General features: G+C 46.7%; 9 protein-coding genes. 4 read left to right on the forward strand and 5 right to left on the reverse strand.

The genetic code is table 11. The annotated features are described in order from the left end of the window. Positions 1 to 19 precede the first annotated feature (19 nt). Positions 20 to 1,387, reverse strand: a complete 1,368-nt coding sequence (locus AACQ75_RS05325) for an L-cystine transporter (protein WP_170888338.1) — start codon at positions 1,385 to 1,387, stop codon at positions 20 to 22. A 220-nt stretch (positions 1,388 to 1,607) separates the two neighbouring features. Then, a complete protein-coding gene (locus AACQ75_RS05330) occupies positions 1,608 to 2,291 on the reverse strand; it encodes an NAD(P)H-binding protein (protein WP_170888339.1) in 684 nt (227 codons plus the stop codon). Between the two features lie 216 nt (positions 2,292 to 2,507). On the opposite strand from AACQ75_RS05330, the gene AACQ75_RS05335 reads away from it, so the two are divergent. Further along, complete coding sequence (locus AACQ75_RS05335; RefSeq protein WP_170888340.1) at positions 2,508 to 4,466, forward strand: methyl-accepting chemotaxis protein; 1,959 nt, start codon at positions 2,508 to 2,510, stop codon at positions 4,464 to 4,466. Positions 4,467 to 4,512: 46 nt separating this feature from the next. Here AACQ75_RS05335 and AACQ75_RS05340 read toward each other — a convergent pair whose 3' ends face one another. From AACQ75_RS05340 to AACQ75_RS05350, 3 genes are read right to left on the reverse strand one after another with little or no spacing between them, the layout of a single operon-like run. Continuing rightward, entirely contained in the window at positions 4,513 to 6,648 is a 2,136-nt protein-coding gene (locus tag AACQ75_RS05340) for a type I secretion system permease/ATPase (protein ID WP_069211965.1), read from the reverse strand. Between the two features lies 1 nt (position 6,649). After that, the gene (locus tag AACQ75_RS05345) at positions 6,650 to 8,002 is read right to left on the reverse strand and encodes an HlyD family type I secretion periplasmic adaptor subunit (RefSeq protein WP_017049398.1); all 1,353 of its coding nucleotides are present in this window, start codon (positions 8,000 to 8,002) and stop codon (positions 6,650 to 6,652) included. Continuing rightward, a complete protein-coding gene (locus AACQ75_RS05350; RefSeq protein ID WP_170888341.1) occupies positions 7,999 to 10,107 on the reverse strand; it encodes a peptidase domain-containing ABC transporter in 2,109 nt (702 codons plus the stop codon). Before AACQ75_RS05350 ends, AACQ75_RS05345 begins: the two co-directional genes overlap by 4 nt. A gap of 303 nt (positions 10,108 to 10,410) precedes the next feature. Between AACQ75_RS05350 and rtxH the strand changes: the two genes are divergently transcribed. Genes rtxH through rtxA form a run of 3 tightly spaced genes read left to right on the forward strand, consistent with a single transcriptional unit; the run spans position 10,411 to position 25,381 of the window. Further along, entirely contained in the window at positions 10,411 to 10,746 is a 336-nt protein-coding gene (gene rtxH / locus AACQ75_RS05355) for a protein RtxH (protein ID WP_170888342.1), read from the forward strand. A gap of 15 nt (positions 10,747 to 10,761) precedes the next feature. After that, entirely contained in the window at positions 10,762 to 11,223 is a 462-nt protein-coding gene (gene rtxC, locus AACQ75_RS05360) for an RTX toxin-activating lysine-acyltransferase RtxC (protein ID WP_017044044.1), read from the forward strand. Positions 11,224 to 11,245: 22 nt separating this feature from the next. After that, on the forward strand, positions 11,246 to 25,381 hold the full coding sequence (gene rtxA, locus AACQ75_RS05365; protein WP_170888343.1) for an MARTX multifunctional-autoprocessing repeats-in-toxin holotoxin RtxA: 14,136 nt from the start codon (positions 11,246 to 11,248) through the stop codon (positions 25,379 to 25,381). Positions 25,382 to 25,407 lie beyond the last annotated feature (26 nt).

Genomic DNA, 25,407 nt, shown 5'->3' on the forward strand with positions numbered 1-25,407 from the left:
CGAGAACGTTCGATACTTTCTAGGCTTGCTGTTCTTGAACTTGTACCTGTTTACCGTTCAGTAAGCGGCTGGTAATGGTACCTGCCGTCATTGAGCCTGAAACGTTCAACGCGGTGCGGGCCATATCAATCAACGGTTCAATGGAGATAAGCAGTGCTGCAATCGTCACTGGTAGGCCCATCGCTGGTAGTACGATTAAGGCTGCAAAAGTGGCACCGCCACCGACGCCGGCAATACCAAATGAGCTGATTGCGATAATAGCCACTAGCGACAAAATAAAGTGCACGTCCATTGGATTAATACCGACGGTAGGAGCAACCATCACAGCGAGCATGGCTGGGTAAATACCAGCGCAGCCGTTTTGACCAATAGTGGCACCGAATGAAGCCGATAGGTTGGCAATTGCTGGTGGTACGTTCAGCTTAGTGATTTGCGCTTCTACATTCAGAGGAATGGTTGCCGCTGAGCTACGTGAGGTAAACGCGAAGGTCAACACTGGCCAAATTTTCTGAAAATACTCTTTAGGGCTAACGCCTACAAAAGAAACCAAGATACCGTGCACCACAAACATCAATGCAATGGCGACATAAGAGGCGACAATAAAACCGAGCAAACTCAGAATATCGCCCGCACTTGATGTAGCGACAACTTTCGCCATCAACGCCGCAATACCGTAAGGGGTTAGTGCCATCACCATTTTCACGAGGCGCATCACAATCGACTGTATCGCTTCGACAAAGGTGCGGATTGGCGTTTCTAGCTCGGCTTTCTCTGACATTACTTTACGCGCCGCAATACCCGTTAGTACGCCAAAAATAACCACAGCGATGATCGAGGTTGAGCGAGCACCGGTTAAGTCGGCAAAAGGATTGGTCGGAATAAAGCTTAATAGCATTTGAGGAATAGTTAAATCACTCACAGTAGCGGCGCGGCTTTCTAGTACAGCAATACGCGCCGTTTCACGGCTGCCTTCAACGAGGTCGTCTGCTGTTAAACCAAAAGCTTGGGTGACAAAAATACCGATCAATGCCGAGACAGCGGTCGTCAGCAGTAAGATAGAAATGGTCAGGCCAGAGATTTTACCGAGCGAGCCACCTTTATCGAGCTTCACAACCGCAGCGATCATCGACACCAGCACCAAAGGCATAATCACCATTTTTAGCAAACCAACATAGCCGTTACCGACGACGTTGACCCAGCCTAATGTTTCCTTGATAGCCACATGTCCTTCACCAAGAACTACTTGTAGAGCAAGGCCAAATGCGCTGCCTAGGATTAACCCAAGTAGCACTAAGCGTGAAAGAGTGTGAGACTTTTTCTGCTGTCCGAAGAGAAAAAACAGAATGCCAATAAATACTGCGAGTGCGGCAATGGCTGCAACTGACATGATGCGACACCTTAAAAGTTGTGTACCCATGATTACGTTGATCGCCGATGAGCGATGTAGTCGATAATGCTAGGTAAAAGGGGAATAAAAGCGATGAAACGCAACCATATCTTTTAACGTAGGTTAATCCAAAGACAAAATCAGCATGATTTAGAACAAATGGTTATCAATCTTTCTATTGTGCTGGTAAATGAACCGATCGGTGAGTTATTTAAGCAAGTCATTGATACTTCTTGAGCAAGGCAAGCATGTCGCTAGAGTGCAAAATATCTATGGCGTGTGGTTGTATCTGAAAGAGGCAATAGAGCATAGCGCTTGCAACATCTTGCGCGGAAATGGGGATAAAATTGCGTAAGCGCCCTAGTAGCAGAGGGTGCAATAGAGTCAGAATCACTCGTACCCATTTTTCATCCGTTCGCTTGTTTTTCCGAATGCCAGTTAGAGGCCCAGGCCTGACGAAGGTCACTTGTTCAAAACCCATTCGGCGAATGGTTTCTTCCATTCTCCCTTTGCATTGTAAGTAATGAGATCGAGAGCGAGCTTTGGCACCTAAGCTCGAAACGATGGCAATGCGCTTGACACCCAATGTCTTCATTGTTTGAGCAACTTGACAAACCAACTCATAGTCTACTTTCTCCAGCCCCTGCATTGAACCCGCTTGCTTACGGGTAGTCCCTAGTGCGATGAGACCAAGCTGGGGAGGGACAAAACTTTCATCCCAGTGCGTGATTTGCAGCTGCGGATGAATGATTTCTTGCAACTTTGGGTGTTGGATTTCGGTGCTTTTTCTGACTAAAGAATAGATTTGAGAGACGGCTTGCTCTTCTAGCATAATGGCTAAAGCATGCTGCCCAACGAGACCGGAAGCGCCAGCAATAATCATAGTTTTGTGTCGCTTATCCATCGTTTTCTCCTTTTTACCTTGCAGTGATTGTATGCAGTGCTGCTTACTTATGGCAGTGTATTCTTTCGCTTTCATCGTATTCAACCATTTATAAGCACCTATTTTAGAAATAATGCTTTAGTGACATTGCATCTTTATCGCTATTAACTAAATTTTTAGTGTAGGTAACTAAAAGAAATGAGCTGCTGTCAAATACAGAGATAAGGCGTAATAACAATGAAAATAAAATCTAAACTGTTGCTCAGCTTGATTTCGGCGACCATTATCCCTGTTACTATTGTTTCAACGGTAATGGTGACGAATTTACGTTCACAAGCCGTTAGTGATTTTATTGAACAAAGTCATGGAGAAATGAGTCAGGTTGATAATGCCATTGCCATCTATTTTTCTGGCATTGAACAAAATGTGAAAATGTTAGCCAACTCACCCGCGTTGCAAAAAGTGGACAGTTCCATTACCCGTTATATCGACAAAATAGCTGAACCGATGACCCCAGATAGCAATGGAATGGTGGAGCGTGGAATTTATGAAGCGCTTTACCTTATGGGTGAGGCGCACAAAGGTTATTCGTACGTTTACATGGGAACCAAAGAGGGCGGATATATACAATGGCCGACGGGTAAGGCGTCAGACAATTATGATCCTAGAGCTCGCCCGTGGTACAAAACGGCGATGTCTAGTCCAGGCGAGATAAAACGCACTCAAGCCTATTATTGGGAGCCTGATGACGCCACGATTGTGAGCAATGTTTTGTCCTTTAATGCTGCTGGTACCCCAAATGCTGGGGTGGTTGCGATTGATGTTTCGCTAAAAACACTGACGGATATCGTGAAGAAGATAAAATTAGGCGAAACCGGATACATTATGATGGTTGAGGATAGCGGTAACGTCTTGGTGGATGCTAAGTACCCAGAGAACAATTTTCAATCCCTTGACTCCTTAGCTGCTGCATACAAAACGATAGGTCAAACATCCTCTGGTTTTATCAATATCGAAATTGGCGGTGTGGAATATATGGCTAATGTCATGAATTCCGAAAAGTTAGGTTGGAAGTTCGTTGGCCTGATTACTACCGAAGAAGTTATGGCAGAAAGCAATAGCTTGATCAAATACATTTTAGCGATTGTTTTTGTGTTGACAGTGATTTTCATCATTGGCGCACTTTTTTTAGCGGGGTTGATCGCCAAGCCGCTTAGTTTAGTTTCAAACGGCTTACAAGAGATAGCTGAAGGTGAAGGTGATTTAACCAAGGAATTGATCATTCGTTCGAACGATGAAACGGGTCAATTAGCTGTGTATTTCAACGCATTTTTGAAAGCCATTCGATTACTTGTGCAGCAAATAGGCCATGCAGGAGAACAGATGGGGGAATCGGCGCAAAGAGCGGCAACAATATCGGAAGACTTGTCAGCCGTTTCTCAACGACAGAAACAAGCGGTTGAGATGGTATCAACGGCGTTTAATGAAATGGTGTCTACTGCCAATGAAGTAGCAACGCTATGCAGCTCGGCAGCCCAGGCTGCTGATGACAGTCAGCAATTAGTGAGTCAAGGCCAGCAAAATATCCACACCGCCGTCTCTAGTGTCAATCAGTTAGCCGATTATATTTCAACGTCTTCAACCACGATTCAAGAGTTAGAAAATGATAGCCAAGGTATCACTGCAATTTTAGATACCATTCGTGGCATTGCTGAACAGACCAACCTGTTGGCTTTAAACGCTGCGATTGAAGCGGCTCGTGCAGGGGAGCAGGGAAGAGGTTTTGCTGTTGTTGCGGATGAGGTTCGTGCGCTCGCAAAACGTACGCAAGATTCAACCGAAGAAATCAACGGCTTAGTGGTACGTTTGCAAAATAGGACCAAAGAAGTCGCAGAACAGATGACCGTGAGTTTAAATGCGTCACGGAAAACCGTGACAACGACTGAGTCGGTCAACGATAGCTTTACTGGCATCTATCAGTCAGTATTGTCGATTCACGATATGAATACTCAAATCGCAACGGCTGCCGAAGAGCAGCACCTAGTCGCAGAAGAAATTAATCGTAATATTCATCAAGTACAAGAAGATACTCAGAAAGTTGATGATGTATCGAGCCGAGCTCTACTGAACTCACAAAATCTCGCGAGTTCAGCTGATGATCTGAATAATTTAGTGAGTAAGTTTAAGACCCAGTAATTTCTGGGGAGATTTTTTATACCTAACCCATTTGAAGGAGAGAAAGTTAACCACTGACTTGTTGTTCCCATAAACGTGCGTAAAGTCCTGCACGTGCGAGCAACGCTTCGTGAGTACCTTGCTCGGCCACTTGCCCATCTTCGATGACGATAATGTTATCGGCATGACGAATCGTCGATAACCGATGTGCAATACTGATCACCGTTCGATCATGGCAAATGGTTTCCATGTTGCTCATGATGGCCGCCTCTGACTGATAATCGAGCGCTGAAGTCGCTTCATCAAGCAGTAAGATTTTTGGGTTAACTAACAATGCGCGAGCCAGTGCAATGCGTTGACGTTGCCCGCCAGATAAGTTGGCACCTCTTTCTCCTACTTGTTGTTCAAACCCTTGTGGCAGCGCTTCAATAAAGTTTAACGCACCAGCAAGCTTTGCAACGTTTATCAGATCTGCATCGCTTGCATCGGGTTTACAAAGACGAATATTGTCGGCAACGCTGCCTGCAAATAGCATGCTTTCTTGTAGCACCACACTCATGCTGCGCCTTAATGAGACCGGATCTGCAATGGCGAGATCCATACCATCGACCAAGACTTGCCCATGCAAAGGTACATAAAGACGCTGTAGCAGTTTCGTTAATGTACTTTTTCCAGATCCGGAAGGCCCAGTAATACCAATAAATTGCCCCGGAGCGATGGTCAACGAGAGATTCGCTAAGACTTCCGGTGCATCGATATGATAACGGAAGCGAACATTTTTAAACTCAATGCCTCCTTGAACAGAAGGGATGGAAGCAAGGCCATCTTTACTATTTTCAGCCGGTTCGTTAAGAATGTCGCCTACGCGACGCAAGGCTACTAAGGTGTGCTGGAAATCTTGCCACACTTGCGCAAGTCGCAAAACGGGTTGAGTAACATGCCCTGCTAGCATATTGAAGGCGACCAATTCACCGGGGGTGAGCTGCCCATTGAGCACTAAATTGACTCCCCACCAAAGTAAAATGGCAGCGGCTATTTTCTGCACTAAGGCAATCAATTGCCCAGCAATTAAACTGGCTTTTTGGGCTGAAAACGCGCATTCAATTTGTCGACTGAGTATTTGCTGCCACCGTTCTAAAAATCGAGCTTCCGTTGCGGTTGTCTTGATTGTTTCTATACCCGTTATAGATTCAGTCAGGAAGGTGGTTGTCTCTGCTTCTGCGTCATACTCTGTCGTTACCTTGTGACGAACCCAAGGTCCAATACCTAACCACAGCAGAAAATAAATCACTAATGAACCGATAATCAGCCCGGTGAGCGCTGGCGCATAATGAAACATCACACCAATAAAGAGGGTGATAAAAATGAGATCCAAGAGCAGCATTAAGGTTGAGCCCGTCAAAAACTGACGTATTTGCCCCATTTCCCGTACGCGGGCGATGATTTGCCCCGTTTGACGCTGCTTGAAATAACTTAATGGAAGATTAATCAAATGCCGATACAATCGCCCTGATAGTTCTGCATTGACTTGACTAGAAAGATGACCAAAAACCGTATTGCGCAAATAACTGTAAAGAGGTTCAGCAATAGCCAGCGCAAGCATAGCCAGCGCTAAAACGTGCAAACTCGACAAACTTCGCCCCACAAGAACCTTATCAATAACGGTTTCAAAAAGTTTGGGACCAAACAGGGCAAACAGTTGCAGCACAATCGAATACAGAAACACATCACGTAGCTGTTTTGACTGACGGAGTACCGAAGGCATAAACCAGCGGAGGCCAAAAGCGACATCGCTTGGCTCTATACTCTGCTCAATCAGTAATAAGACCTCATAACAGGAACTTGAAGATCCTTGCGCCAACGGAAACTCGAAATAGCGCTGTTTAATGGGATCGTACAAGGTCCAACCATACTCGTTTAGCGCATGAATGACATGCCATTGCTGACGGATTTTGACCAATGCAGGTAGCGGGATCGGCTCGCTTCCTCTGACGGTGATCATTCGGCTTTTCAGACCAATAGATTGAGCGGCTCGCTGAATGTCGAGAGCACTGAGCTCATTTTCGGCAACGCCTAGTGTATGAATCAGTTGTGATGGCGTGACTTTTTTATCAAATGAAAGGCTGGCAAACGAGAGGGCCGCTAATGCGCCATGGCTTTCTTGATCATGAACCGTTGAGACGGTGTTGGTTAAGGTATCCACTCTATTTTTCTCGCAATGCTTCAGCTTGATATTCTCGGATTGGGCTGAGTAGATAATCGATGATCCGACGTTGGTCGGTTTTAATCTCAGCCACGACAGACATACCGGGCAATAAGGCAACAGAGGTACCATCGACTTCAATTGTATGGTTTAACAATTGCACTTGAGCGGGAAAAACCAACCCAAGTTGCTCATCCATTGTCGAGTCTCTAGAGACGTGGACCAATGTTGCCGATAAGGTGCCGTAACGCGTATAGGGAAAGGCATCAATTTTCAACGTCACGGGTTGGCCAGCATAAATAAAGCCAATGTCTTTATTGAGAATTTTAACTTCGGCGACTTGTACCGAATCGTCAGGCACAATAATCATCAAATTTTGTGCTGGTTGTAAGACTGCCCCAAGGGTGTGAACACTCAATTGCTGTACAGTGCCAGTGACAGGAGAGCGAACCACTTGTAATCCTTCATGTTCGCGTACTTTGTCCAGTTCATGTTGCAGCGCTGAGAGTTGTAGGTGTGCTTGCTGACTTTTGTCTTGCCACTCTCTGGCTTTTTGCGCACGCAGCGCTTTTAAACGCTCTTCTAGGTTGAGATATTGCTTTTGCAGCACGTGCTGTTGTGATGTTTGCTGGGCTAACGCTCGTTCGGATTCTAATAACTCTTTTTCCTGCTCCAGATACTGCACTTGACCGATCAAACGCTGTTGTTTGAGCTTTTTTTGAGCATCAAGGCGCTGAGTAATATTACTCACTAACTGCTTTAAGCCTCTGATATCGACCTCAAGTGAGGACTGGGAAGCAAGATTGACCTGCATTTCAGCACGCAAGTTTTCCAACACCGATGTGAATTCGTTCTTTTCAGTATCAAAGCTGTCAATGACCTCTTGCTGCGCCGAAGGTGCCAATGCCAAATACAGGGGATGTTGAGCTAGATCAGCCTTACCACGCAACGCTTGATACTTGAGAAATTCATGGGTTTGATAGCGTATTTGATGACGCAAACGTTCAATATCTTGGCTAACGCCTAACGTGTCCAGAGTCAGTAAGGGCATCCCTTTTTCGACACGTTCGCCGTCTGCTATATGGATTTGTGCTACTCGGCTTTGTTCGTAAGACTGAATCACTTGCGAGCGCCCAGGGACTAACAGCCGCCCGTTTGCGGTCGCTTGGATATCCAATTTCCCCCAATAGGTCCAAAGTAAGGTGAGCAGTAACCCTACACTTAGCGTGATGGCGGTGATGCGAGCAAACGGAGAGGGTGGGCTCTGCTGTAGAGCAAGATGGCCGGGTAAAAACTCAAAATAGCCGTTCGTTTTCGGGCGCTTAGAGCGAAGCTTCTTTAACTGAGAGATCATACTCGCTCATCCTCTTGTTTTAATGCTCGTTGCAGTTGCCACAGCTGGAAATATTTGCCTTGCTCTGCGAGAAGTTGTAGATGCGTGCCTTGCTCTGCAATCTCGCCTTTTTCCAGCACGATAATCCGGTCACACTCTCTTACCGTAGAGAGGCGGTGTGCAATGGTAATAACGGTACGCCCGGCGGCAATTTGCTCCATATTGGTTTGAATGATGGCTTGTGATTCATCATCTAAAGCGCTGGTGGCTTCATCAAGAATTAAAATCTTAGGGTCTGCAAGCAGTGTGCGAGCAATGGCTAAACGTTGTCGTTGTCCGCCTGAAAGTGACACCCCCCCTTCGGCTAAAATCGTGTCGTAACCCATTGGCAGCTTTAAAATAAACTCATGAGCGCCCGCTAATTTTGCTGCTTGCACAATCTCATCCAAGTTGGCTTGTGGCTTTGAATGGGCAATGTTGTCACTAACACTTTTACTAAAGAGAAAGTTCTCTTGTGATACCACCCCCAACTGGCGACGCAATTCATGAACACCGATCTGTTTGAGTGAGGTGTTATCGAACATGATTTGGCCTGATTCAGGGCTGTACAGCTTGAGTAAAAGCCGAGCCAAGGTGCTTTTTCCCGACCCCGAGCCACCGACCACACCAATTTTCTCACCCGCTTGGATATTGAGTGAAAGCTGATTGATGGTCAGCGGCAAATCGGGTTGATAACGGAAACTCACTTTACTGAGAGTGATCGCACCTTGCAGTTGTAGGGAATGGCTGGCTTGCTGCTGCTCGGTGGGCAAATTGAGTAGGTCGGAAAGTTTATCGACTGCAATTTGCGCTTGTATAAATTGTCCCCACAGCTCGACGAGCCGGGCAAGAGTTTGTGCAACATGACTGGCGAGCATGTTAAAAGCGATCAGTTGACCTATGGTCATTTGTAACGCGAGCACTTCGGATGCACCAATCCATAATAGAAAGACGTTCGTTATTTTTTGGATGAACTGTACTGCGTGGCTAGAGCGGTTATTCCACTGCTGAACCACATAGTTGCTCGATATCATCTGTTCGGTTTGAGTATCCCAACGTCGAATAAAGCGAGGTTCAGTCGCTAAGCTTTTAATGGTATCACTCCCCGCGACGGTTTCAGTTAGAAACGAAGTGTTGTGCGCCATATGGGTAAATTGTTGTTCAATCGCTTGTTGCAGCCTTGGGGTTAGCCACCAAGCCAAAAAGAGATAACACGGCAGTGTGGCCAATACCAATAGGGTTAGCCCGCCAGAAAGTAAGCTCATCACGTAGAAAAAGATCACGAGAAAAACGAGATCAATCGTGAGGGTAAACATCGAGCCTGTGATGAACTCGCGTATGGTATCGAGCTCTCTTACTCGAGTCACAATCGCCCCAACTTGCCTTGATTTGAAAAACAGCAGCGGTAAACCAAACAGATGGTGAACCAATTTAATGCCAAGCTTAATATCAATGCGGTTAGCGGTATGAGCATATTGATATTCGCGTAAACCGCGTAGCAATACCTCAGCTATTCCAGAAATAACTAAGACGAACACTAAAACATCGAGTGTCGAGTGGGCTTGATGCACTAATACTTTGTCCATCACGACTTGGAAAAATAGCGGTGTAATAAGTGCAATAACTTGCAGTACGAAAGAGAATAAAACAATCTCAGCGATTAAATGTTTATGTTGCGATAATTCAGGTAAGAACCAACGAATATCAAAAGAGGATTGCTTTTTTTTGATATCTAGCGTTTTTCCATTCCAATTCTGTTTTAAATAGCTTGCATCTACTACTTTTGGGGTATCTGAATCACATGGGTGAATTAAACATTTATCCTGTTCAACTTTAGCCAAAATAAATGGGTGATTATTTTTGTTAAATAAAATAATCGGTTTCTTTATTTTAGTAATTCCAGTAAAAGACTTCACTTTATTAGCAGTGACTAAATAATTTCTTCCTTTTAAATCTTTTATTATTGAATCAATTGCATTGGATGGCGTTTCATTAGAGATATCTAATTTTATCTCACGAATTCCGATCAGCGGTAAGTAGACTGATAAGCAATGTAGCATGGCTTTTTTTTCATTTAAATCAGTCATATATTTGATTCTTCAAGGGCCAGAAAAAGAAAGGGGGCGGATCATATCATTAATATCAATAGATGCTCAAATATTATCTGGTCTGATTAGTTAATTGCGGTTTTTAAAGGTTTTAATTATCAGTTGCTTGTATTCGGTAATATTTTGGTTTTGTTAATTTATTCATGACTTAGCGTTATTGTATGGTTGCATGCCATTGAAATGCTGTATAACATTAAAAATCATTTTTGGGTTATCGCTACTTTTTTATAAGTGGCTTTAATCTTTTTTTATTTTCTTTTTAAATTATGAGGTGAGTTATTTATGTCTGAGAAATTCGTTCAAACTGTATCGAGTGTTAATTATAATAAAGGTGTTTTTTCTCTCTATTTTGTTGGACAGAATCAATCCAACATGGCAAACGGTATTATGGCGGAAAGTGATACGGACTTAGAGCTAAAAGAAGTGATTCATATGCCTGCTTCTGGTTTTATGTATATGGTTTCGATGGTTAAGAATATGCTTGAAGATCCTCGTATGAACGAAGAGTTAGAAAAATTAATTGCCGCAGGTTTTCTACCCTCATCGAGTGAAGCACCTCAAGAGAACGAGAGTGGTATTGAGCCTGCTAAAAAACGCGTGACACGCACGAAAAAATAAAAGGTGGCTTAGCGTATGTTGATTCAACATCACGCGGCAAAACTGGATCGTGCAATGATGCAGAAAATGATGGGTGGGATTCTTCTGCTCAGCCAATATTCTCCTCTGCATCAGCGGTATCTTATCAGTGAATGGCAGCAACGGATTATGCCATCATTTGAGTTAAATCAGTTTTGCTATTACGAAGATGAACAAGGACGTCCAATTGCATTTTGTAATTGGGCGTTTTTGTCTGAGCAAGTGAGAGAGTTGCTATTGTCCGGTGAACGAGAAATCGAAGCCGCTGACTGGCGCTCTGGTGATCATATCTACATTCCTGAAATGCTTGCTCCTTTTGGTCACGGACGTCAAATCGTCAATGACTTACGACAGCGTGTTTTTTTGCCGTGGAAAGGGCAAAAAGTGTGTACTGTCCGCGGCAAAATCGACACGCAAAACGACCGCTGTATCCGTAAGGTACAGTGGTTTTCTATTTAAATAATAATAAGAGCCACAGTCTATGGGAAAACCATTTTGGAGAAGTGTCGAATACTTCTTCACCGGAAATTATTCCGCCGACGATGGAAATAACGACATTGTTGCCATCGGTTTTGGCGGCGAAATTCATGCTTATGGCGGAGATGATCATATTCATCTGGGGTCGATCGGAGCCACGGTATATACCGGTTCAGGTAACGATACGGTATCGGCGGGGGCCGGCTATCTAAAAGTTGAGGATACAACGGGGAACCTGAGCGTTCGAGGCGCTGCGGGTTATGCTGATATCAAGAAAAACGGAGACGGTAATCTCTCATTTTCAGGTGCTGCTGGTGGTGTAGACATTGGTCATGACGGCCAGCATGGCAACATCAGCTACGCAGGTGCTGCGGCTTACAACCACATTAAGCGTCAAGGGTCATCAGGCCATGTTTCTTTCCAAGGTGCTGGTGGCTACAACGCTATCTGGCATGAAACCAATCATGGAAACTTGAGTTTCGAAGGTGCAGGTGCGGGCAATAAAATCGATCGTACTTGGTTTAACCAGTATCAAGGATCTCAAGGTGATGTGCGTTTTGTCGGCGCGGGGGTTGCTAACAGTATTAGCTCACGTGTTGAAAGCGGTAACTTGCACTTTAGTGGAGCTGGTGCGGATAACCATTTGGTTCGCAAAGGCAAGGTTGGGGATATTACCCTAGCGGGTGCCGGGGCATCCAACCGAATTGAGCGTACGCACAATGCGAACGATGTGTATACCGAAACACGCGGTAATATTCGCTTCGAAGGTGTAGGTGGTTACAACAGCCTTTACTCTGATGTGGCACATGGTGATATTCATTTCTCGGGCGGCGGTGCTTATAACACCATTACTCGTAAAGGTAGTGGCGGCGATTTTGATGCTCAAGGTATGGAATATGCCAAAGCCGAAGAAATTGTCCTCACTACCGCACAGATGCACGGTATATCGATTGATAACGGCAACAAGTTTCATTCGGTTAACGCTGTAAAATCAGAGCGAGAGCCAAATACTTATTTGTTCGCTATTGCAGATGGTACTTACACCAAAATCAACAAAATCCGTCTCTATAACGATGCTGAATCCGGCAAACTCAAGTACTACTCAGAGGCATGGTTCAAGCAGGGTAATCACTTAACCGATCTTGCTCATTCCGATGTTTCTTCTTCAGGTGGCTTTGAGTCCAATCCAGTCAACGGTGGTTATACCCTTTCTAATATTGCCATTGAACATCAGCAATCAGTGACTGTTCATGCGGTTGAGAAAAGCCTGACTGAATATGAGTGGGTGACTTACGCTAATGGCGCGGTGATTGATGCAAAAGATGTGTCATTGTCGGATGCCAAAATTGGTGGTCACGCGATTTATGCTGATGGCACTAAGGTTGATGTCAAAGCGGTGAAATCAAACCGCAAACCCAACACTTATGTTTACGCTAAAGTGCTTGGGCCTTACACAAAAATTGTAGTGGTTGAGCTGGCTAACGATGCCGAAACCGGTGCGATGAAATATCAAGCTCGCTCTTGGTATAAAGAAGGTGATCACACTGCCAATATAGCCAACCAAGATATTTCGTCTGCAACTGGGTATAACCCAATGGGTAAAGGGGGCTACTCGCTCAGCGACTTGCATTACAGCGTTAACGCGGTAAGAAGTACCAGCGAAACAGTGGCTGATATCGACGAATACACGGATCAAACCTTATTCAAACCCGTAAGCGATAGCGGCGAAAGCTCTGGCGATATTCATTTCAATGGTGTCGGTGGCGGTAACGTTATTAAATCCAACGTAACACGCGGTCATGTTTACTTTAACGGTGGCGGTCTTGCCAACGTGATCCTGCATAGCTCTCAGTTTGGTAACACTGAATTTAACGGTGCTGGCGCGGCTAACGTGATTGTCAAAAATGGCGAAGAAGGGGATCTCACCTTCCGCGGCGCAGGTTTGGCAAACGTATTAGTGCACCAAAGTCAGCAAGGCAAGATGGATGTTTACGCGGGTGGTGCGTTGAACGTGCTGGTTCGTGTTGGTAACGGCGACTATCTGGCTCACTTATTGGCTTACGGCAACATCTCGGTACAGAAAGGCCAAGGCAATAGTCGAGTTACTCTACTGGGCGGCTATAACACGCACACGCAAATCGGTAGTGGTGATGCACTATGGCTAGCGGCTGGCGGTTTCAATGTCATGACACAAGTCGGTCAAGGCGATGTGGCTTCGGTACTGGCTGGTGGCGCAAACGTACTGACCAAAATGGGTGATGGTGAACTCACGGCGGGCATGCTGGGTGGTGCGAACGTGATTACCCATATCAGCAGTGATGATCAATTATCGAATACCACGGCGGTGGCACTCGGCGGCGCAAATATTCTCACCAAAAAAGGCAAAGGCAACACCCTTGCAGTGATGGGCGGAGGCGCTAACGTACTCACCCATGTGGGTGATGGCACCACAACTGGCGTAATGGTAGGCGGCGCGAACATCCTAACGAAAGTCGGGAATGGCGATACGACTGGCATTATGCTTGGTGTTGGCAACGTGCTAACGCATGTTGGTGATGGTCAAACCCTTGGCGTAATGGGCGCCGCAGGCAACATCTTCACTAAAGTGGGCGATGGAACATCCATTGCAGTCATGATTGGTGCGGGCAATATCTTTACCCATGTGGGCGAAGGGAATGCTTGGGCATTGATGGGCGGCCTTGGTAACGTCTTTACCAAAGTGGGCAACGGTGATGCTCTCGCGTTAATGGTGGCCGAAGCTAACGTCTTCACCCATATCGGTGATGGCATGTCGGTGGCGCTTATGTTAGCCAAAGGCAACATAGCAACTAAAGTCGGTAATGGAACCACACTTGCGGCTATGGTGGGTAACGCCAACATCTTCACTCACGTAGGCAGTGGCAGCACGTTTGCTGCAATGATCGGTCAAGCCAACATTATGACCAAAGTGGGCGATGATCTCACCGCTGCGCTGATGGTCGGTAAAGCTAACATCTACACCCATGTCGGTGATGGAACCAGCTTAGGAATATTTGCGGGCGAAGTGAACGTGATGACCAAAGTCGGTAACGGCACAACGCTGGCGGCGATGTTCGGTAAAGCGAACATCATGACGCATGTCGGCGATGGTTTAACCGGTGTCTTAGCACTGGGCGAAGCCAATATCGTCACCAAAGTGGGTGATGATTTCATGGGTGTTGTGGCCGCGGCGAAAGCCAACGTCGTGACTCATGTCGGTGATGCAACCACCGCCGCTGTATTGGCGGGTAAAGGCAATATCCTCACCAAAGTGGGCGAAGGCACCACGGTAGGTTTGTTGATTTCCGATATCGGCAACGTGATGACTCATGTCGGAGATGGCACGACCATTGGTATTGCCAAGGGCAAGGCAAACATTATTACCAAAGTCGGTGATGGCTTGGGTGTTAACGTGGCTTGGGGTCAAGCTAACGTGTTTACTCATGTAGGTGATGGAGATCGCTATAATTTTGCCAAAGGTGAAGCCAACGTCATCAGCAAAGTGGGCGATGGTCAAGAAGTCTCTGTCGTGCAAGGTCAAGCCAATATCATTACCCATGTGGGTGATGGTGATGATTATACCGGTGCTTGGGGTAAAGCCAACGTTATCACCAAAGTGGGTAATGGCCGAAATGTTGTGCTAGCCAAAGGTGAAGCCAACATCGTGACTCAAGTGGGTGATGGCGATAGCTTTAACGCACTTTGGAGTAAGGGCAACATCGTCACCAAAGTCGGTGATGGTATGCAGGTGACCGCCGCGAAAGGTAAAGCGAACGTAACGACTCGAGTGGGAGATGGCCTAAACGTCACCGCCGCTTATGGGGATGCCAATATTAACACCGTGGTTGGTGATGGTATTTCGGTCAATGTTGCTTGGGGCCAATACAACGTCAATACCAAAATCGGCGATGGTTTGAACGTCGCGGTCATGAAAGGTAAAGCCAACGCTAATATTCATGTTGGTGATGGTTTAGGGGTTAATGCTTCTTACGCTCAAAACAACGTGGCGATCAAAATCGGTAATGGTGATTTCTACAGTTTGGCGGTCGCGTCGAGCAACACCAGTAGCAACAAGCTCTCCGCCCTGTTTGATAACATCAAGCAAACCGTACTTGGTGTAGGTGGTAGCCAAGCAATCAACTACTTAGTGCAAGGCGATGAAGCATCATCATCCGGCACGCATAAAGGCCGTGGTGCGATTGCGACACCTGAAATCACCAAGCTGGATGGCTTCCAAATGGAGGTGATTGAAGAAGTGGGCTCTGATTTGGGAGACAGCCTAACAGGTAGTGTGACCAAGGTAGACGCACCTGATCTCAATCAAATGCAAAATGCGCTCAGCGTTGACGACTCTTCGGACCAAGTTCAAGGGCCAAATCTCATTGTTAATGGCGATTTTGAGCAGGGGGAGTACGGTTGGAGGGCCTCTAACGGTATTGAAGCAGGTTTTTCTGCCAACGGTTATGGCGTTGCAAGTGAAGGACACGGCAACCGAGTCAGTGAGCTTGACACCTACATCAACACGACCATTTTTCAAGATCTGAATGATCTCAATCATGGCGAAGTTATTACGCTGAGCTTTGATTTTGCAAAACGTGCAGGCATTTCTAATAACGAAGGCATTGACGTTCTCTGGAACGGCGAAGTGGTTTTCTCATCGTCTGGTGATGAATCTGCTTGGCAGAAAAAAACCTTAAAACTGACCGCTCAAGCTGGCAGTAACCGTATCGAATTCAAAGGCACAGGCCACGATGATGGGTTGGGCTATATCTTAGATAACGTAGTTGCGAAATTAGAAACGCTACAGCAAACTAATGCGGTGAGTGAGCATGCAACGCAAAATCAAGCGTCGCAGAATGCCCTATCAGACAAAGAGCGCGCAGAAGCGGATCGCCAGCGTCTAGAACAAGAAAAGCAGAAACAGCTCGATGCTGTCGCAGGTTCGCAAAGCCAACTGGAATCTACCGACCAACAAGCTCTGGAAAATAATGGTCAAGCTCAACGCGATGCAGTGAAAGAAGAGTCGGAAGCCGTGACGGCTGAGTTGACCGAACTGGCACAAGGTCTCGATGTGCTCGATGACAAAGCCACGCATACGGGTGAGTCGGGCGACCAATGGCGCAACGATTTTGCCGGTGGCTTGCTTGATGGTGTTCAAACCCAATTGGACAACGCAAAACAGGTTTCTGGTGAGCAGATTGCTGCCGCGAAACAGACGCACGCGGACAATCAAAATAAAGTCAAAGATTCGGTTGCACAATCGGAAGCAGGCGTCGCAAAAGGTGAGCAAAACCTGGCGGGTGCAGAGCAAGGCATTGCTGATGCTAAAACTGATGCTGAAAAACGTAAAGCTGATGCTTTGGCAAAAGGCAATGACGCGAAACAAGCCGAATCTGACGCACACAGCGCAGCAAACGACGCGCAATCGCGTGGTGATCGCGATGCGATGAACGCGGAACATAAAGCCAACCAAGTGCAGAATGATGCGAAAGGGGCTAAGCAAAACGAAAGCGATCGCCCTGATCGTCAAGGTGTTGCGGGCAGCGGCCTTGTGGGTCAAGCACATAGCGTCGAAGCCGCTGGTGTTGCGGGCCGCCATATCAACGCTGACAGTCAAACAAACGCTGATGGCCGCTTTAGCGAAGGCTTGAGCGAGCAAGAGCTAGAAGCCTTAGAAGGTGCGACCAATGCAGTCAACCGCCTGCAAATTAACGCAGGAATTCGAGCGAAAAATACGGGTAGTTCTGTCACTTCGATGTTCACTGAGACAAACGCCGACAGCATTGTTGTGCCAACAACGGCCTCTCAGGATGTGAGCCGAAAAGAGATTCACATTTCAGGGGTGAACCTTGAAAGCTTAGGCGAAGCTTCGCATGACTCTGCAGAATCGCTTGTAGCTGCTCGCGCAGAAAAAGTGGCGAATCTTTATCGCTGGCTAGACACCGATAATGACGCGGCGACAGATAAGTATGTACCAGTTCCAAGTTTTGAGCGCGTCGATGCCGATGTCTCTGATGAAGCCAAGGAGCGCATGATTCAATTTGTTGGTGGCTACATCGAACACACTGACAACCAAGTACCGAAAGATCAAGCGCAAGCATTAGCCACTTTGTTTGTTGAAGCTACGCTCGATTATGACTGGGACAAGCGCGTCGAATTTCTCACCAAGCTTGAGAGCTATGGTTATAGTTTTGAAGCGCCACACGGTGAGAAAAGCATTGTTTCGTTCTGGTCTGGTAGAAACTTTAAGGAATACCGAAACGTACTCGACAATGCGCAGGTTGATGGCAAAAAGGTAGTTTACGACATTGATGTTAAGGGCAATGCGTTTGCAATCGACCTAAACAAGCAATTGATGCGTTGGGGGGGCATGTTCCTTGACCCAGATAACGCTGAGCAAAATCAATTGAAATTGTCAATTGATGCAGCAACGTTCAGCAATACGGGTTTCTGGAGTTCAGTCTATGCAACGGGCGCACAAAATGATGTTTATGTTATTGCCCAAGGTGGCATGCGTCTTGGTAACTATTTCTGGAATGTTGAACTTCCTGCGCTGCGTCAATTGCAACGTGAAGGATTAGTAGGTGAAATCCGTTTACTCGATAAGCCTGTTTCAGAATACAAAGATGTGCCCGTTGACGAAATTGGACGTCGACTTACCGATGCTGGCGTGGCGGTTAAAATCCGTTTTGATGCACTAAGTACAGCGCAACAAGCAGAGCTTTTGGCAGATAATCCGGATGGTTACAAGGCCGATACGCTGGTTGAACTGGATGTGAAGCTAAGCGCGATCGATAGCATGTTGCGTGAATCTCTACCATTCTATTCACTTCGTACTGAGCGCAATCTCTTGGTGCAAGAAGGCGATAAAGGTTTTGAAGTTCGATCGTGGCCGGGAACCGATGGAAAGAGAAAGACTATTCTTCTTGATAATCCTGAAGATGCAGCTCAACAAAAATCCATTGAGCGCTTTATCTTGGCAAACTTCGACAACTTCGAGCAGATGCCAGATGAGCTATTCTTAGTCGATAACAAGGTGCTCTCGCATCACGATGGCCGCACGCGAATTTTGGCACAAAAAGAAGACGGTGCTTGGACGTACAACACCAACGTAGAACTGATGTCTGTGACTGAGCTACTTGATGCTGCTCATGTGAGCGGTAAAATTCGTGGTGAAAGCTACCAACAAGTGATTGATGCACTGGCTGATTATCATACTATCCCTCTTCTATTCAAAGCCGCAAAGGATCTAGGGCACGGTGCGATTGATTATGCAGATTATAATTTGGAGTCCGTAGAAAAACTGGTGAACCTGCGCAAACAGGTTGAAGGCTACCTACTCGGCCACCCCGATTCTGGCCGCGTTGAGGCTATGAGTTCACTGTTAAACCAAGTGAATGTACGTTTAGAGGAAGTCTCGGTTCTTGCAGCCTCTGAGCAAAGCATCAAAGCTCACGATAACTTTAGCCGTCTGTATGACCAGCTTGATAACGCCAACTTGAAGGAGAGTAAACATCTGTATCTGGATGGAAATGGCGATTTCGTCACTAAGGGCAAAGGTAATCTTGCCAATATCGATCAGCTAGGCGGTAGCGATGCTGTACTTGAAAAAGTAAAAGCAGCCGTAAGTCATGAATATGGTCAAGTTGTTGCCGATACGATCTTCGCAGGGCTTTCTGCAAACGATCTTGCAAAAGATGGTAAAGGTATTGATATTGCTGGGTTAAACAAAGTACACCAAGCGATTGAACAGCACATGTCGCCAGTGAGCGCGACCATGTACATCTGGAAGCCGAGTGATCACAGCACACTAGGTCACGCCGCATTGCAAATTGGCCAAGGTCGCACGCAGCTTGAAGGTCAAGCCGCGGCTGATTTCAACAAGCAGAATTATGTGAGTTGGTGGCCACTAGGTAGCAAGTCATCCAATATCCGTAATATCTTCAACGTTGCAACAAAAAATCAGCCTGATCTTAAATTGCGTTGGAGCGACTTCAGCCAACCAGCTCATCAAAATGACACACTTGAGCATGATATGGTGTCAGAAGAAAACGATGGCTTTGGTTTGAATGACGGCGAAACTAAGCTGAAACGCTTTATCGAAAAACTCAATGCCGCTAAAGGTATTGATGCCTCTTACAAAGACGCTTCTGGAGGTTACGCGAGTGTGCTACTGGGCAACCCGGATATACTTGAAACGACAGGCATTCCAGCACATGTATTCCAACCATTCGTTGAACAGTGGAATGACACCAGTTACGACATGATGGATGTAGCAAACCGTTTTGCCGAAGAGCTACAGAAACAAGCTAAAGCGAGTGGCGATCCTGCCCTGGTGGAAAAACGCATCGATAATGTGGTTCGTCAGTTTGCTGAAAGAGCGCTGGAAGAAATCGAAGCCTTTAAGGCCAGCCAAGCGGATGAAGGCCGTGTATTCCGCATTAACTTAGAAGGGCTTAATACTGCGGCAATGCAGGCAGAATGGCATCGTCTAAGTAACGACCCGGATGCGCGTTATCAACTGCTCACCAAAAACTGCTCTAGCACGGTCGCTAAAGTGTTGAAAGCGGGTGGGGCAGATAAACTCATTGGTCACACATGGCTGCCTAAGTTTGGTGTTTGGACGCCGACAGAGCTATTTAACTTTGGTCAAGCGTTACAAGAGGCCCAGTTAGAAATCGTGGCTAAGAAGCAAAGTCATCAAGTAAGCGATGTCCTTGATGCTCTATCAGGCAACGAGAAGCAGAAAGAAACCGTCGCCATCGAAAATGATGGTACGCCACCGCGCGATAAAGAATCTCTGAGCCCATTGACTCGCTTCCTCAATAACGAGTTGTATGGCGATAAAGAAGCTCGCCGTAAGATTGGCGAAATCACGCAAACCCTACTTGACCATGCGGTAGAACAAGGTGAATCGCAGAAAGTCACCTTGAAAGGGGAATCGGGCCGTCTAACGGGGTACTATCATCAGGGAGCTGTATCAAGCGACACTGAAACGAGCGCGACCAGCGGTAAAGTCGTGTTGTTCCTGCACGGTTCTGGTTCTTCTTCTGAAGAACAAGCGAGTGCGATTCGCAGCCACTATCAGAAACAAGGTATCGACATGCTCGCAGTCAACCTACGTGGCTATGGTGAAAGTGACGGCGGACCAAGTGAAAAAGGCTTGTACCAAGACGCGCGCACCATGTTCAAGTACTTAGTGAATGACAAGGGCATTGACCCGAGCAACATCATCATTCATGGCTACTCAATGGGTGGCCCGATTGCTGCAGATTTAGCACGTTATGCTGTGCAAAATGGTCAAACGGTTTCTGGCTTATTGCTCGACCGTCCTATGCCAAGTATGACTAAAGCGATCACCGCTCATGAAGTGGCGAATCCAGCGGGCATTGTAGGGGCTATCGCGAAAGCGGTTAACGGTCAGTTCTCAGTGGAGAAGAACCTAAAAGGCTTGCCAAAAGAGACGCCGATTCTGCTGCTAACGGACAACGAAGGTTTAGGCGAAGAAGGCGAGAAGCTACGAGCTAAACTCGCGATTGCTGGCTACAACGTCACGGGTGAACAAACCTTCTATGGCCACGAAGCGAGCAACCGCTTGATGGGGCAGTACGCGGATCAAATTGTCTCCGGTCTGTTTAATGCAGAGCAAGCAGCGGTAGAAGCGGGCGAAGTGCTGAAAGGGCTAGAGAAAGACTTTAAACGCTATGGCGACGCGCTGAAACCTGATATGAGCGTACCGGGTAAATCGAAAGACATTCGTACCACTAAAGATTTCCTAAATGGTTACAAAAACGACCATGCGAAGGAGATCGTTGACGGCTTCCGCTCAGATATGAGCATCAAGCAACTGGTGGATCTGTTTGTTAAAGGCAACTGGAGCGCAGAGCAAAAAGGTGCGCTTGCTTGGGAAATCGAAAGTCGTGCACTGAAAGTGACGTTCCAGAACAAGTCTGAGAAGTACAACCGATTGTTCCGTGAGATTGCTTCTGCTGGCGTGGTGGATGCGAAAGCGACTGAACAGCTCGCGCCACAGTTAATGCTGTTGAACCTATCGAATGACGGTTTTGGTGGACGTTGTGATCCACTTTCTAAACTCGTTTTGGTTGCGAAACAGCTGGAAAACGATGGTCAAGTTGGCGTGGCAAGACAACTGCTGGAGAAGATGTACTCTGCGGCAGCGGTGCTGAGCAATCCAACCCTTTACTCAGACAGTGAAAAAGCCAATGCAAGCAAGTTGCTCAGCAGCTTAGCGGCCATTCATGCGAAGAACCCAATGCATGATACGTCGATGAAAGTGTGGCAGGAAAAGCTGGAAGGGAAGCAAGCGCTGACCGTAAACGGTGTGGTTGAGAAAATCACTGATGCATCGGCTAACGGCAAACCTGTGTTGTTGGAACTTGATGCTCCGGGGCATGCGATGGCAGCTTGGGCAAAAGGCTCAGGCGACGATCGTGTTTACGGCTTCTACGATCCAAATGCTGGTATTGTTGAGTTCTCATCAGCAGAGAAGTTTGGCGACTACCTAACGCGTTTCTTCGGCAAGTCCGATCTGAACATGGCTCAAAGCTATAAGCTGGGTAAAAACGACGCAGGTGAAGCAATCTTCAACCGCGTGGTGGTAATGGATGGCAACACGTTAGCAAGCTACAAGCCAACCTTTGGTGATAAGACCACCATGCAGGGGATCCTCGATTTACCTGTGTTTGACGCAACACCGATTAAAAAGCCTGGTACTTTAGATGTCGATGGCAATGCAAAAGCTGTAGATGATACGAAAGAAGCATTGGCTGGTGGAAAGATACTTCACAACCAAAATGTGAATGACTGGGAACGTGTTGTTGTGACTCCGACAGCGGACGGCGGTGAAACGCGCTTTGATGGCCAAGTGATTGTTCAAATGGAAAACGATTCAGTAGTTGCAAAAGCGGCGGCAAATCTAGCTGGCAAGCATCCTGAAAACAGTGTGGTCGTTCAGCTCGATTCTGAGGGGAATTATCGCGTGGTGTATGGTGACCCATCGAAACTGGATGGAAAGCTGCGCTGGCAATTGGTTGGCCATGGGCGTGATGATTCAGAACATAACAACACTCGCTTAAGTGGCTACAGTGCCGATGAACTTGCAGTGAAATTGGCGAAATTCCAGCAGGCATTCGGCCAAGCGGAAAACATCAGCAACAAGCCTGACCATATCAGTATTGTCGGTTGCTCTTTAGTGAGTGATGACAAGCAGAAAGGTTTTGGCCATCAATTTATCAATGCCATGGATGCCAATGGTCTTCGTGTGGATGTGTCGGTTCGCAACTCTGATGTAGCGGTAGATACAACAGGGCGCAAACATACTCAAGATGCCAATGGAAATTGGGTACAAAAGGCTGAAAACAATAAAGTCTCACTGACTTGGAATACGCAAGGCGAAGTTACCGCACGTGACGAGATCATTCGTAACGGTGTGGCGGAAGGGGATATCCACCTTGCTCGTGTTGGTGCGAGTGAGGTTAATGAGCCAGCACGTGGTGCCATCGGCGACAACAGTGAGGTGTTTGAAGCACCTGAAAAGCGTAAAACGGAAACGGATACTACGGCATCGGCGGGCAGTGACAATAAGCTCAGCTACTCGGGCAATATTCAGGTCAACGTCGGTGATGGTGAGTTCACCGCAGTTAACTGGGGTACGTCAAATGTTGGTATTAAAGTGGGTACGGGAGGCTTTAAGTCGCTGGCCTTTGGTGACAACAATGTCATGGTTCATATTGGTAATGGTGACAGCAAACATAGTGTCGACATCGCTGGTTATCAGGCGCTTGAAGGTGCTCAAATGTTTATGGGTAACCGCAACGTAAGTTTCAATATGGGTCGCAGTAATGATCTTATCATGATGATGGATAAGTCGATCCCGACACCGCCACTGGTCAATCCATTTGATGGTGCATCACGTATTTCAGGAGTATTACAAAGCATCGCACAATCAGGAAAGGGTGCCGATTGGTTAGCGGCTCAAGAACAGCAGTGGACACTCTCTGGTGCGAAAAAATTTGTTAAAGAGATGTCCGGTCTCGATCAAACCAGCAGTGTTGACTACACCAGTTTGGTTGATTTGGACTCTCAGAATGAGCGCAGCAGCCGCGGCTTGAAGTCTGACGCTGAAGCAACGTTGAATAAAAAGTACAACCAGTGGCTAAGTGGCAATAGTAATAATGATTCTGGCAAGATGAGCCGAGCGGATAAGTTCCGTCAAATGAACGAGAAGTTGGCCTTTAACTTCGCGGTCGGTGGCCAAGGAGCCGATATTCAGGTCACCACGGGCAACTGGAACTTTATGTTCGGAGACAACATCCAAGCGATTTTGGATACCAATCTCGGTTCATTGTTTGGTGTGTTAACCCAGCAATTCTCAGCAACGGGAATGGCTCAAACGACCTTTACCTATAATCCGCAAGACTTGCCTCGTCAGCTTAAGAATAAGCTGCTGGGTAAATTTGCTGAGGTCGGTGCAGAGACGACTTTAGGTGATATCTTCGGTGTCAATTACACCGCTGATGGCAAAATAGTCTCTCGTACTGATGAAGCGGTAGATGGCGTTGCCATTTTAAAAGAGATGCTAGAAGTGATTGGCGAGTTTGGTGGTGAGCAGCTCAGCGCATTTACTGACCCAGAAAAATTGCTAGATAGCCTCAAAGCGGGAATCGATATGGGGGCTGATGGTCTTCAATCCTTTGCTGAAAGTCATGGACTGAAAGAGAAAACACCAGAGGAAAACGATACAGCGCAAGTGACTCTCAATGGCGCGCCTGCGGCAACGGAAAACGTATCAGCCACTGTTGAAGAAACCAAACCAGAGCGCGCATTTGGTTTTAATGCGCTCAATTTGCCCAATTTATTTGCCACCATGTTTAGCAAAGATAAGCAGGCAGAGATGGCATCATTGGTCAGTAATCTGAAGCAGAATCTCACCGCCGATTTGCTCAATATGAAGGATAAAACGTTTGATTTCCTTCGTAACAGTGGGCATTTGCAAGGGGATGGCGATATGAACGTTTCTCTGGGCAATTACAACTTCAACTGGGGTGGTGACGGTAAAGATCTCGGCGCTTATCTAGGCGACAATAATAACTTCTGGGGCGGCCGAGATGACGATGTGTTCTACGCAACGGGAGTCTCCAATATTTTCACCGGCGGTGAAGGCCACGATATGGGCGTTTTAATGGGTCGCGAGAACATGATGTTCGGCGGTGATGGTAATGATACGGCGGTTGTGGCCGGACGCATTAACCACGTCTTTATGGGCGCGGGTGATGATCAATCCTTTGTCTTTGGCGAAGGTGGTGAGATCACCATGGGGTCAGGTAATGACTATGCGGTCACTTCAGGTAACTTCAACCGTGTGGACATGGGAGACGATCAAGACTTTGCTGTAACCATCGGTAATAACAACCAACTTGATCTTGGTGCAGGCAATGACTTTGCGAGAGTCTTTGGCAATCACAACCGAATTGATGCTGGCCAAGGAAACGATGAAGTCAAACTGATGGGTTACCATGCTTCGATTAATGCTGGCGAGGGCGAGGATTACTTAATTGCCGCCGCCATCTCAAAATTCAGCACATTAAACGGTGGAGAAGGTAACGATGTCATGGTGCTTGGGGGTTACCAAAATACGTTCAAAGGCGGTGCTGGCGTAGACAGTTTTGTGGTCAGTGGTCAGGTGATCGATAACGTGGTTGAAGATATTCGCCAAGGTGAAAACATCATCTTCAACGGTATTGATTGGAACCGTTTATGGTTTGAGCGTAGTGGTTACGATCTGAAAATCTCTATGGCACGCCATACTGATACTTCTTCCGATCAAACGCTATTTGATGCGTTAGGTTGTGTTACTTTCAATGATTATTTTGCAAATAATCGAGCCAAACTTATTATCGGTTTAGGTGAAAAAGACGCTCAAGGCGAGCAGGAATATACCTGCTTGACTGATAATGCGTTAGACAACCTCATTCAAGCGATGAGTTCCTTCGCGCCTAAGGTGGGAGAAAGCAACTTTATGGATGGATTAGCTTCTCAGCCTCAGCAAGCGATTATGGCCGCATGGTCGGATGTGAATACCGGGAAGTTTAGCTTGTCGTAATCATGTCTTTCACGGGTTAAAACCAG

The sequence above is a fragment of the Vibrio sp. B1-2 genome, from assembly GCF_963888445.1.
GTDB lineage: Bacteria > Pseudomonadota > Gammaproteobacteria > Enterobacterales > Vibrionaceae > Vibrio > Vibrio anguillarum.

Bases quoted from the DNA above. Each gene is read 5' to 3' on its own strand.
- rtxA (WP_170888343.1), top strand. From the start codon at position 11,246: ATGGGAAAACCATTTTGGAGAAGTGTCGAATACTTCTTCACCGGAAAT.
- rtxC (WP_017044044.1), top strand. From the start codon at position 10,762: ATGTTGATTCAACATCACGCGGCAAAACTGGATCGTGCAATGATGCAG.
- rtxH (WP_170888342.1), top strand. From the start codon at position 10,411: ATGTCTGAGAAATTCGTTCAAACTGTATCGAGTGTTAATTATAATAAA.
- AACQ75_RS05345 (WP_017049398.1), bottom strand. From the start codon at position 8,002: ATGATCTCTCAGTTAAAGAAGCTTCGCTCTAAGCGCCCGAAAACGAAC.
- AACQ75_RS05325 (WP_170888338.1), bottom strand. From the start codon at position 1,387: ATGTCAGTTGCAGCCATTGCCGCACTCGCAGTATTTATTGGCATTCTG.
- AACQ75_RS05350 (WP_170888341.1), bottom strand. From the start codon at position 10,107: ATGACTGATTTAAATGAAAAAAAAGCCATGCTACATTGCTTATCAGTC.
- AACQ75_RS05330 (WP_170888339.1), bottom strand. From the start codon at position 2,291: ATGGATAAGCGACACAAAACTATGATTATTGCTGGCGCTTCCGGTCTC.
- AACQ75_RS05335 (WP_170888340.1), top strand. From the start codon at position 2,508: ATGAAAATAAAATCTAAACTGTTGCTCAGCTTGATTTCGGCGACCATT.